The organism is Anoxybacillus sp. ST4, assembly GCF_019448545.1.
Lineage (GTDB): Bacteria > Bacillota > Bacilli > Bacillales > Anoxybacillaceae > Anoxybacillus > Anoxybacillus pushchinoensis.
In genome coordinates, this window is record NZ_JAHZOE010000003.1 from 1 (window position 1) to 11,817 (window position 11,817).

General features: G+C 44.3%; 9 protein-coding genes and 1 pseudogene. 7 read left to right on the forward strand and 3 right to left on the reverse strand.

All coding sequences use genetic code 11. The annotated features are described in order from the left end of the window. The first annotated feature begins 153 nt into the window (after positions 1–153). The gene (locus tag K1I44_RS03265; protein ID WP_219985257.1) at positions 154–609 is read left to right on the forward strand and encodes a pyridoxamine 5'-phosphate oxidase family protein; all 456 of its coding nucleotides are present in this window, start codon (positions 154–156) and stop codon (positions 607–609) included. 20 nt (positions 610–629) lie between these two features. Here K1I44_RS03265 and K1I44_RS03270 read toward each other — a convergent pair whose 3' ends face one another. Next, on the reverse strand, positions 630–1,214 hold the full coding sequence (locus K1I44_RS03270) for a YhcN/YlaJ family sporulation lipoprotein (RefSeq protein WP_219985258.1): 585 nt from the start codon (positions 1,212–1,214) through the stop codon (positions 630–632). Between the two features lie 109 nt (positions 1,215–1,323). On the opposite strand from K1I44_RS03270, the gene K1I44_RS03275 reads away from it, so the two are divergent. Beyond that, on the forward strand, positions 1,324–2,655 hold the full coding sequence (locus K1I44_RS03275) for a PhoH family protein (protein ID WP_003395173.1): 1,332 nt from the start codon (positions 1,324–1,326) through the stop codon (positions 2,653–2,655). Between the two features lie 28 nt (positions 2,656–2,683). Here the strand turns inward: K1I44_RS03275 and K1I44_RS03280 are convergent, their stop codons facing one another. Beyond that, on the reverse strand, positions 2,684–3,178 hold the full coding sequence (locus K1I44_RS03280; protein WP_219985259.1) for a molybdopterin-binding protein: 495 nt from the start codon (positions 3,176–3,178) through the stop codon (positions 2,684–2,686). Between the two features lie 139 nt (positions 3,179–3,317). Here K1I44_RS03280 and K1I44_RS03285 point away from each other — a divergent pair, with 139 nt between their 5' ends. From K1I44_RS03285 to pyc, 3 genes are all read left to right on the forward strand, one after another. After that, positions 3,318–3,608, forward strand: coding sequence for an Fpa/YlaN family protein (locus K1I44_RS03285; protein WP_003395168.1), 291 nt, complete (start codon positions 3,318–3,320; stop codon positions 3,606–3,608). Between the two features lie 73 nt (positions 3,609–3,681). Further along, positions 3,682–4,875: an FtsW/RodA/SpoVE family cell cycle protein gene (locus K1I44_RS03290; RefSeq protein WP_219985261.1), complete on the forward strand. Its 1,194-nt coding sequence runs from the start codon at positions 3,682–3,684 to the stop codon at positions 4,873–4,875. A gap of 64 nt (positions 4,876–4,939) precedes the next feature. After that, entirely contained in the window at positions 4,940–8,380 is a 3,441-nt protein-coding gene (gene pyc / locus K1I44_RS03295) for a pyruvate carboxylase (RefSeq protein ID WP_219985262.1), read from the forward strand. 24 nt (positions 8,381–8,404) lie between these two features. Here the strand turns inward: pyc and K1I44_RS03300 are convergent, their stop codons facing one another. Continuing rightward, the gene (locus K1I44_RS03300; RefSeq protein WP_219985263.1) at positions 8,405–9,352 is read right to left on the reverse strand and encodes a COX15/CtaA family protein; all 948 of its coding nucleotides are present in this window, start codon (positions 9,350–9,352) and stop codon (positions 8,405–8,407) included. Between the two features lie 436 nt (positions 9,353–9,788). Here K1I44_RS03300 and cyoE point away from each other — a divergent pair. Together cyoE and coxB are read left to right on the forward strand one after the other, a co-directional pair. Next, positions 9,789–10,640 (forward strand): annotated as a pseudogene (gene cyoE / locus K1I44_RS03305) (heme o synthase); the annotation flags it as partial. An 85-nt stretch (positions 10,641–10,725) separates the two neighbouring features. Continuing rightward, on the forward strand, positions 10,726–11,790 hold the full coding sequence (gene coxB / locus K1I44_RS03310; protein ID WP_219985265.1) for a cytochrome c oxidase subunit II: 1,065 nt from the start codon (positions 10,726–10,728) through the stop codon (positions 11,788–11,790). Positions 11,791–11,817: the final 27 nt, after the last annotated feature.

An 11,817-nucleotide genomic window follows, 5' to 3' on the forward strand; every position in this document is an offset into this window, starting at 1 on the left:
TTGCACTTACTACCTTACCAGGAGGAGAGCCCGTTTTTCATCTATTTTGCTTACATATCTGACAGGTTCCTTATTATACCAAATCAGGAACCTGTCTTTTTTTCTCCCACAAACATTTTACTCATACTATGATAAAAACAAGGAGGGATGGATATGCCAAATACGGTAGAACCGACATTAATTGAACCTTTATTCCAATCATTACAAAAAGAACGATTCGTGATCGTTTGTACGGTCGATCATGAAACAGGTGCGCCAAACGCAAGTGCGATTTCGTGGGTGTACGCACCAACGAACGATAAAGTATATTTTGCGGTTGACCAACGTTCGCGCATCGTTGCCAACGTGCGTGCGAACGATGCGATATCGATCGTGTTGATCGCAAACGAATCGACGTATTCAATTAGCGGGAAAGCGCATGTGAAAGTCGAAAAGCTCGAGAACGTCCCGCTCAAATTGGCTGTTATTCAAGTCGATATTGAAGAAGTGCGTGATGTCATGTTTTACGGAGCGAAAATTTCCGTTGAGCCGAAATATGAAAAAACGTACGATGCGCAAGCTGCCGCCAAGCTCGATCAACAAGTAATGAGCGCGTTAAAACAAGCATAAGCCGGGCGAGATCGCTCGGCTTATTTCATATGGTCGTTTGATTGTTTTTGTTGTTCGTTTTCTAACTGCTGCTGTTCCCCTTCATTTAGCTGCTTATCGTTTTGTCTTGTTGAGCGCGGATTTGTCGTTTGTAAAAAGTCGCTTGGAATTTCAGGCATGACGCGACCGACAATCGCTGCCAGTTCATCCATAAACCCTTGAATCGGCTTTCCTTTTTCGACTTGCTTTTGAATGGCGCGAAGCCGCGTATTCAAATCTGCATCGGCAATAACGATCGCGTTCGCCCCGTACGGATCTTTTTGCAAGCTTTCGACGACGGAATATTTTACTGTCCCGACGCGCGATGGATCAAGTTTTGCGTTCACGTCAATGCCTACTAACGCGTATTTTCCGACGACGAGAACGGTCGCATCGTTTACGTTCGGCACGCTGCTGGCAAGATCCGCAAGATGACGGGCAATTTGTTGTCCTGATTTATTGACAATTTGTTCGTTTGTCGTATTTTTCACATGAACGAGCGATTGGCGGTCATTTGGCTGCGCTTGCTGTCCGCAGGCGCTCGCAACAAGCAAAATAAAAACAATTATATATTTCAATCGTTCCACCCCTTTTCGTCTTTAACTTTATTTTGCGAAACTTCTTCTATCTTTATGCGTCCATTCATATATATAAACAACAATCCCGTCCACCGACGGTCGTCAAGGGGGAGAAAACGTGAGCAAAAAAATATACGTATTAGATACGAACGTCCTTTTACAAGACCCGTATTCCATTTTTTCCTTTCAAGATAATGAAGTCGTCATCCCGGCTGTCGTATTAGAAGAAGTGGACTCGAAAAAACGATATATGGACGAAGTAGGACGAAACGCGCGCCAAGTGTCCAAACTCATTGATCAATTGCGCCAAAACGGCAAACTCCATGAAAAAATTCCGCTCCATAACGGCGGTGTGCTGCGCATTGAATTAAACCATCGCTCGTTTCACCAACTGCAAGAAATTTTCATTGAAAAAACGAACGACAATCGTATTTTGGCGGTCGCTAAAAATTTATTGCTTGAGGAGCAGACGAAAGAAAATGGCCGACCTGTCATTTTAGTGAGCAAAGATGCGCTCGTGCGCGTCAAAGCAGATGCGATCGGGCTTGAAGCGGAAGATTTTTTAAGCGATCGCGTCGTGGAAATTGACCATATTTACACCGGCTTTTTAGATTTGTACATAAGTTCAGATCATTTGGCGCGCTTTTATGAAAAAGGTGAGCTTGTGCTTGCTGAAATTACAAACCATCCGTTTTACCCGAATCAATTTATCGTTATGAAAGACGCGCTTGGCGGTTCTTCATCGGCGCTTGGCATTGTCGATCATACAGGAAAAAAAGTGCGCAAACTCGTGTTTCATTACGATCACATTTGGGGCATTCGTCCGCGCAACGTGCAACAAACGATGGCATGTGAGTTGCTGTTGCGCACCGATATTCCGCTCGTGACGCTCATCGGAAAAGCGGGCACAGGAAAGACGTTGCTTGCTTTAGCAGCGGGGTTGATGCAAACGGAAGATTTGCGGCTATATAAAAAGTTGCTCGTTGCTCGCCCAATCGTACCTGTCGGGAAAGATATCGGCTATTTGCCGGGGGAGAAGCAAGAAAAATTACGGCCGTGGATGCAGCCGATTTTCGATAACTTGCACTTTTTATTTGATACGAAAAAGCCGGGAGAACTCGATGCCATTTTATCAGGAATGGGTTCGATTGAAGTGGAGGCGCTCACATATATACGCGGACGAAGCATTCCGGAGCAGTTCATTATTATTGACGAAGCGCAAAATTTAACGAAACATGAAGTGAAAACGATTTTAACGCGCGTAGGGGAACGAAGCAAAATTGTATTAATGGGTGACCCTGCCCAAATCGACCATCCGTATTTGGATGAATACAATAATGGGCTCACATACGTCGTTGAAAAATTTAAAGACCAAAAAGTCGCTGGACACGTGCGGTTAATTAAAGGAGAGCGTTCGTCGCTTGCGCAGCTTGCCGCCGATCTTTTATAAAGCACGAAAAGAGGCGAAAAGCCTCTTTTTACTCGACGATAAACGCCCGCACGTGTGTGATCGGATTGTCGCGGTTCGAGCCATCGCCGAAATAAATATGGACAGGCCCGTCTTCTTTTAACGGCTTGCCATCTTTTGAGAAACATAATAAAAGTTCGTATGCTTCCGCAATGGAAATGGTCGTATCACCGTGCTCTGTCACGATGACGACGCGCGCCGCGTCATCGTTCGGTTCGGCGTTGCGCAAAAACGGGGCAAACGGCATACCAAACGTGCCTGTCAATATTTTTTCTTTTTCAAATTGTTTTTCCGTCTGTAGCGTTGGTGGGGAGACAGCTCCCTCTTGAATTTCACGATCCCAATATGCTGAAATTTTTTGAATATCGTCCGTCTCTTTCTGTTGTGTCACTTCATCATTGTTTGTAAAATAAGTATGTACATCTACTTTTCGATCATCGAAAATCCATACGCTCGGATCGAGTGTAATTGTAAATTTCACGTTCCCTTTGATGACGATTACCATATTTATTCCCCCTATCTACCTTTCATTATATGATGAAAGCGCTTGTTTGTAAAATTGTACAGCAAGACGTCATGCTTGCATTTTTCTCGCATTCACGATAAGATGAAGGAACAGGAACGTACGGAACGGAGGGGTCAGCGTGACGCCTGAAGTGGCGATAAACTTTCGGGAAAGAGCCTATTCGCTATTGCAAGCGGATGCGGAAAAAATCGTCAAGCTCATTCAAGTACAAATGGATCATTTAACGATGCCGCAATGTCCGCTATACGAAGAAGTGTTAGATACGCAAATGTTCGGTTTGTCCCGTGAAATCGATTTTGCGATTCGGTTAGGTCTTGTCGATGAAAAAGACGGGAAGGCGATTTTAGATCGGCTTGAGCGCGAGCTTTCGGCATTGCATGAAGCGTGCACGAAAAAGAAGAAAAAATGACAAAAACTCAAACGAATTTCGTTTGGGTTTTTTCTATTTTGTAGTACAATGAGAGCAAAGAAGAAAAGGGAAGATGGAGTATATGCGTTTGAAAACATTCGTCAAATACCATGATTATCCGCTCATCCTCGCGGTATGTTTATTATCGTTGTTCGGGCTTGTGATGGTATATAGCGCAAGCATGATTACAGCGGTCGTCCGCTTTCATACTCCAAGCGATTATTTTTTCCAAAAGCAAAAATGGGCATGGATGATCGGGGCGTGCATGTTTGTGCTCACGGCCTTCATTCCGTACAAACATTATGCGCGCAAAAAGTTTTTGCAATTTATTTTTTTTGCGATGCCGATGCCGCTCCTTTACGTCCTTTTATTTGGACATACAGCAAACAACGCGACGAGCTGGATTAAAATCGGTCTCATTCGCGTTCAGCCAGCTGAATTTGCGAAAATCGGTTTAATTATTTACTTAAGCGGCGTCTTAGCTAACAAGCAAAAAAAATTGCTTACATCGCCACAAGAAGCGCTCTTTCCCATTTATTATATGCTGTTTATTTGCTTGCTTATTTTTCTTCAACCAGACGCTGGAACAATGCTCATTATCGTTGCGATTTGTTTAACAATTATTCTTTCGTCAGCAACAAGCAAATGGCTATTAATTAAACAAGGCGTATTATTCGGGTTTGTTTTTCTCTTATCCCTTCCGTTCATATATGATGAAGTTTTTACTGAAGTGCGCAAGGCGCGGCTGTACAGCTTTTTAGATCCGTTTGCATACGCACAAAAAGAAGGATATCAACTCATTAACTCATATTTCGCAATCGCAAACGGGGGACTAAAAGGTCTCGGTCTTGGACAAGGCATTCAAAAATACGGCTATTTGCCAGAAGCGCATACCGACTTTATTATGGCAGTCATCGCAGAGGAGCTTGGTTTATTCGGCGTTTCATTCGTCCTTATTTTACTATCGTTTATCGTATTGCGCGGCTTTGTCATTGCAAGGAGATGTCCAGATGCGTTCGGCAGTTTATTAGCTATCGGTATTTCCGCAATGATCGGCATTCAAGCGTCCATCAATCTCGGTGGGGTGACAGGTATTATCCCGCTTACAGGGGTGCCGCTTCCGTTTGTCAGCTACGGCGGATCGTCGCTCGTTTTACTTATGATGTCTGTGGGAGTGCTTGCCAACATTTCTGCTGTCGCAAACTACGAAAAATATAAAACAGAAAAACAAAACAATATTCAAAAAAATCATGTTTCTTTTTCGTAATCCTATTTACAAATACAGAAAATTCGTTATAGTTTTTATATGAACGATAGGGGGAGGATGCATAATGAGGCGTATTCAAAAAGTACTTGTTGCAAACCGTGGGGAAATTGCGATTCGCGTGTTTCGCGCGTGCAACGAGCTCGGCATTCGCACCGTTGCGATTTACTCGCGCGAAGATGCCGGATCGTATCATCGCTACAAAGCGGATGAAGCGTATTTAGTTGGGGAAGGAAAAAAGCCGATTGAAGCTTATTTAGACATCGAAGGGATCATCGAGATTGCTAAAATGCATGATGTAGATGCTATTCATCCGGGCTACGGCTTTTTATCGGAAAACATCGAATTTGCGAAACGATGTGAAGAGGAAGGTATCATTTTCATCGGACCGCGCCAACAACATTTAGATATGTTCGGCGATAAAGTGAAAGCGCGCCACCAAGCGAAACAAGCGGGCATTCCGGTTATTCCGGGAAGCGATGGCCCTGTGCAAAGCTTGGAGGACGTGTTGCGCTTTGGTGAGACATACGGTTATCCGATGATCATTAAAGCTGCGTTAGGCGGCGGCGGTCGTGGGATGCGCATCGTCCGTTCGCAAGCGGAAGTGAAAGAAGCGTACGAGCGCGCCAAATCAGAGGCGAAAGCGGCATTTGGTAGCGATGAAGTATATGTCGAAAAATTAATTGAACGTCCAAAACATATTGAAGTACAAATTTTAGGTGATGCATACGGCAATATCGTTCACTTATACGATCGGGATTGCTCGGTGCAGCGCCGCCATCAAAAAGTTGTTGAAGTAGCGCCAAGCGTATCGCTTTCGGAGACGTTGCGCGAAAACATTTGCGAAGCGGCAGTAAAATTGATGAAAAACGTGCAATACGTCAACGCAGGGACGGTTGAGTTTCTCGTTTCTGGCGATGAGTTTTATTTTATTGAAGTCAACCCTCGCATTCAAGTCGAACATACGATTACGGAAATGATTACAGGTATTGACATCGTTCAAGCGCAAATTTTAATTGCGGAAGGACATGCGCTACATAGCGAAAAAGTTGGTATTCCAAAGCAAGAACAAATTTTTGTTCACGGCTATGCGATTCAATCGCGCGTGACAACGGAAGATCCGTTAAATAACTTCATGCCAGATACAGGAAGAATTATGGCGTATCGTTCCGGAGGCGGCTTCGGCGTCCGTTTAGATGCAGGGAATAGCTTTCAAGGGGCGATCATTACGCCATATTACGATTCGTTGTTAGTTAAAGTGACGACGTGGGCGTTAACGTTTGAACAAGCGGCGGCGAAAATGTTGCGCAACTTGCGTGAGTTTCGTATTCGCGGCATTAAAACGAACATTCCGTTTTTAGAAAACGTCGTTCAACATCCGAAGTTTCTAAAAGGCGAATATGATACGTCATTTATTGATACGACGCCGGAGCTATTTATTTTCCCGAAACGAAAAGACCGCGGAACGAAAATGTTGTCGTATATCGGAACGGTGACAGTCAACGGCTTTCCGGGCATCGGGAAAAAGAAAAAACCGGTATTTGACCCTCCTCGCATCCCGAAAGTGAACTATATCGAACCGATGCCAAAAGGGACGAAACATATTTTAGATGAACATGGCGCGGACGGGCTTGTGCGATGGATTAAAGAGCAAAACCGTGTATTGCTTACGGATACAACGTTTCGTGATGCTCATCAATCGCTGTTAGCGACGCGCGTGCGCACAAACGATTTGTTGCGCATTGCTGAGCCGACCGCACGCTTATGGCCGCAGCTCTTCTCGATGGAAATGTGGGGCGGGGCGACGTTTGATGTCGCGTATCGTTTCTTAAAAGAAGACCCGTGGGAGCGGCTCATTCAATTGCGTGAAAAAATTCCAAACGTCTTGTTCCAAATGTTGCTTCGTGCATCGAATGCTGTCGGATATAAAAACTATCCAGACAACGTCATTCGCGAGTTTGTTGCTAAATCAGCCGAAGCAGGGATTGACGTGTTCCGCATTTTCGACAGCTTAAACTGGGTGAAAGGAATGACGGTTGCGATCGATGCGGTACGTCAAACAGGAAAAGTTGCTGAAGCAGCTATTTGCTATACGGGTGATATTTTTGACCCAGCTCGTACAAAATATAACCTCGACTACTATAAAAACTTAGCGAAAGAGCTTGAACAAGCTGGCGCCCACATTTTAGCCATTAAAGATATGGCGGGGCTATTAAAGCCGCAAGCTGCCTATACGTTTATTTCTGCTTTGAAAGAAGTAGTCGACATTCCGATTCATTTGCATACGCACGATACGAGCGGAAACGGCATTTACACGTACGCAAAAGCGATCGAGGCAGGAGTCGATATTGTCGACGTAGCGGTAAGTGCGATGGCTGGTTTAACGTCACAGCCGAGCGCCAACACGCTTTATTATGCGCTTGAAGGGACGGAACGCGCACCGGAAGTCGACATTGGATCGCTTGAAAAACTATCGCGCTATTGGGAAGATGTTCGCAAATATTACGCCGATTTTGAGAGCGGCATGAACGCGCCGCATACGGAAGTGTATATGCACGAAATGCCGGGCGGACAATATAGCAACTTACAACAACAAGCGAAAGCGGTCGGCTTAGGTGATCGCTGGGACGAAGTAAAAGAAATGTATCGTCGCGTCAACGATTTATTTGGCGACATCGTGAAAGTGACGCCATCGTCTAAAGTTGTCGGCGATATGGCGTTATATATGGTGCAAAACAATTTAACGGAACAAGACATTTATGAGCGTGGGGAGACGCTTGATTTTCCTGATTCGGTTGTTGAACTGTTTGAAGGATATCTCGGTCAGCCGCACGGCGGATTCCCAGAAACGTTGCAGCGCATCATTTTAAAAGGGCGCGAACCGATTACCGTTCGTCCTGGAGAGCTGTTAGAGCCTGTCGATTTTGAAAAGGTACGGGAAGAACTGTATCATCTCACCCAGCGCGAAGTGACAGACTACGACGTGCTCGCTTATGCGCTATACCCGAAAGTGTTCGTTGAATATGCGCGCACCGTTGAGCAGTTTGGGGATGTATCTGTTTTGGATACGCCGACGTTTTTATACGGCATGCGCCTTGGTGAAGAAATTGAAGTTGAAATTGAGAGAGGGAAAACGTTAATCGTCAAACTCGTCTCCATCGGTCAGCCGCAAGCGGACGGTACGCGAATCGTATACTTTGAATTAAACGGTCAACCGCGCGAAATAGTCATTAAAGATGAAAGCATTAAAACAACAGTTGTCGCGCGCGTGAAAGCCGATCGCAACAATCCGAACCATATTGCTGCGACGATGCCGGGAACGGTCGTAAAAGTGCTCGTTGAAAAAGGGGAAAAGGTGAAAAAAGGCGACCACCTCATGATTACGGAAGCGATGAAAATGGAAACGACGGTGCAAGCGCCGTTTTCAGGTCTCGTCAAAGACATTTACGTCCAAGGCGGCGATGCCATTCAAACGGGCGATTTGTTAATTGAATTAGCGGAAAAATAAAAGAACGAGGCTCGCCTCGTTCTTTTATTTTAGAGCGGTAGATGGCATGACGTTCGCCCGTTGCGGCACGTCGTGCTCTTTTTTACTGCGCGTCGCTAATAATACAAAATAGCTAAGCACACCGAACAAACATGAAATGAAAAATGCGTGGGCTAAGGCAACGTATAAATTGAGTTCTGTAAAGACGACGAGCGCCCCTGTTGCAACTTGGCAGGTGACGAGCGCGAGCGCGATCAGCCATCCCCAGTATATGACGGGCTGATGTTTATACCGTTTCACAGCATATATCGTCGCCCACAAAATCCAAATGAACAACAGTCCAGCTGCAAATCGGTGTCCCATTTGTATCCATTCATGTAATTGCGTTGGGAATAAGCGTGTTTGTGCACAAAATGGCCAACTTGGACACGCTAGACTTGCATGTTTGTGGCGAACGAGCGCCCCTGTATAGACGACGATGTAGCAGTACACGATAATGCCGTAAATATGAACTTTCATCGTGCGATCAAGAACGACAGATGCAGCATGAAACTTTCGATCGACTTCAAAAATAAATAGCGTCAATAAAAAGACGGCAGCAAATGAAATTAACGAAATACCGAAATGAAGCGCGAGGACAACGGGAGATTGCCCCCATACGACCGCAGCTGCTCCAATGAGTCCTTGTAAAACGAGGAAGACGAACGAAACGATGGCTAAAAATTTCGTTTCACGAATGTGACCGATCGCTTTCCATGCCCAAACGGATAAAATGAGCACCATCAGTCCGACGACAGCGGAGACGACGCGATGACTTAATTCAATTAAAAGCTCAGCCGTAATGTTCGATGGAATGAGTTCGCCATGGCATAGCGGCCATGAGCGTCCGCATCCTAGACCTGATCCTGTTTTCGTCACAAGTGCGCCGCCGATTAAAACGAAAAGCATGCCGATTGTTGTTGTTACTGCAAACCATTTCAAAAGCCGTTGCAATGTATCCACTTCCTTAACATAAAATTTTATATAGCAAATATCTAGTAAAAACTGTATAATAAAAATGGGAAATACGTACAAAAAAATTCTATTCTCATATTAGCGGAAAATGTCGAAAAGCGCAAAGTTTTATTATTTTACAATATAGCAAACGTGACAAATGTAGTTGAATATTTGGACGGAGTTTGCTAGAAATATAAGAGAGGCTATTTTTTAACGTCTTCATTGTAGCAATATCATTTTGACACAAATTCGACACAATTAAGACAAAAAAAGTTCACAATTTGATGGAGAAATGTGCTTTAATATACAGAGACGACATATCGTTATCGTGTATATAATGGAAACGCCTTCAAAGGCATTAAGAGAGGAGTAGCGGCAGATGGCGGATGTAGTCGAAAATGTAAAAACGACAAAAATACAAACAGGTGTTTTAAAAGATGTGTTGGCGGTCGTTAAAATTGGCATCGTCAATTCCAATTTAATTACGACGTTTACGGGACTTTGGTTAGCCCTTCATTTTACTGGGAAAGGTTTTTTAAGCAACTTGCATACGGTGTTTTTGGCGCTCATTGGATCTGCGCTCGTCATTGCAGGTTCATGTGCGTTAAATAATTTCATTGATCGCGATATTGATCATTTGATGGAGCGGACAAAAGGTCGCCCGACGGTAAGTGGAAGCGTAGAGCCGAAGCGCGTACTCTGGTTTGGCATTCTTCTTGTCGCGGCCGGTACGATCAGTTTGCTTATGACGACTGTCACCGCCGCCATCATTGGATTAGTTGGCGTCGTGACGTACGTCTTTTTATATACGATGTGGTCGAAAAGAAGCAATACGTTCAATACGGTCATCGGAAGCGTCTCTGGCGCAGTTCCGCCCGTCATTGGCTGGACAGCGGTTGATGATGCGTTCCACATCGTTCCAGTTATTTTATTTTTACTTATGTTTTTATGGCAGCCGCCGCACTTTTTAGCGCTTGCGATGAAGCGGTGTGAAGAGTATCGTGCAGCGGGCATTCCGATGTTGCCGGTCGTTCACGGATTTGAAGTGACAAAGCGGCAAATCGTCATTTGGATCGTGGCGCTATTACCGTTGCCGTTTTACTTATTTTCACTAGGCGTTCCGTTTATGGTCATCGCCACGCTATTAAATGTCGGTTGGTTAGCGCTTGGATTAGCAGGTTTTAAGATGAAAGATGATATGAAATGGGCGAAATGGATGTTCATTTATTCATTGAATTATTTAACGATTTTGTTCGTGACGATGGTCATTGTCACCATTGATTAAAAGGTTTACAATTCTTTCTTTTTGTAAAGAAAGAATGTATATATTTCACTTTACTTCATAATCGAAAGAGGGGTTTGATTAGGCTATGAAAAAGTGGCTACGAAATTGGCGCTTGGTTTCTCTTATCTCCGCCATGGCGCTTTTGCTAGCTGGTTGCGGCAAGCCGTTTTTATCGACGCTTCAACCAGCAGGAGAAGTAGCTGACATGCAGTACGACCTTATGCTACTCAGCACGGCCATCATGGTCATCGTCATTGCGGTTGTAACGATCATCTTCCTTTACGTTGTGACTCGCTTCCGTCGCCGTAAAGGGGAGGAAAACAAAATTCCAAAACAAGTGGAAGGAAGCCATACGCTTGAAATCATTTGGACAGTTATTCCGATTATTTTACTAATCATTCTAGCTGTTCCAACGGTTTTATACACATTCAAACTTGCTGATGTAAAACCGATGAATGAAGAAAATCGTGACGTTCTTGTTGTTAACGTGCGCGCGAGTTTGTACTGGTGGGAGTTTGAGTACCCGGATTATGGCATTATTACTGGTCAAGATTTAGTTGTTCCAACAAATGAGCGTGTGTACTTCAATTTGAAAGCATCCGACGTCAAGCACTCGTTCTGGATTCCAGCGGCTGGAGGAAAAATGGATACAAATACAGATAATACAAACCAATTTTTCCTTACATTTGATGAAAACCGCGCCGAAGAGGCAGGGCGTCTATTTTACGGAAAATGTGCGGAGCTTTGCGGTCCGTCCCATGCATTGATGGACTTTAAAGTAAAGGCCATTCCTCGCGCTGAGTTTGATCAATGGGTAGAAAAAATGAAAAATGCAAAGCCTGTTGCTTCAACAGATCCAGTTGTGCAACGAGGAGAAGAAATTTTCAATAAAAGCTGTATTGGCTGTCATGCTGTCACACCAATTGATGGTCGTCCTGAACAAGCGCGCATCGCGCCAAACTTAGCGGACTTTGCAGATCGTTCTCGCATTGCGGGTATTTTAGAACATAATGAAGAAAACTTAAAAGCTTGGTTAAAAGACCCAGAAAAAATTAAGCCAGGCAACAAAATGACAGGAACATATCCGTCATTATCTGACGAAGAACTTGAAGCGTTAACAAAATACTTAATGACATTGTCTGTTGAGTAAGGGGATTATTGATAAAGGGAGGTTAAA

Bases quoted from the DNA above. Each gene is read 5' to 3' on its own strand.
- K1I44_RS03265 (WP_219985257.1), top strand. From the start codon at position 154: ATGCCAAATACGGTAGAACCGACATTAATTGAACCTTTATTCCAATCA.
- K1I44_RS03280 (WP_219985259.1), bottom strand. From the start codon at position 3,178: ATGGTAATCGTCATCAAAGGGAACGTGAAATTTACAATTACACTCGAT.
- pyc (WP_219985262.1), top strand. From the start codon at position 4,940: ATGAGGCGTATTCAAAAAGTACTTGTTGCAAACCGTGGGGAAATTGCG.
- K1I44_RS03290 (WP_219985261.1), top strand. From the start codon at position 3,682: ATGGAGTATATGCGTTTGAAAACATTCGTCAAATACCATGATTATCCG.
- coxB (WP_219985265.1), top strand. From the start codon at position 10,726: ATGAAAAAGTGGCTACGAAATTGGCGCTTGGTTTCTCTTATCTCCGCC.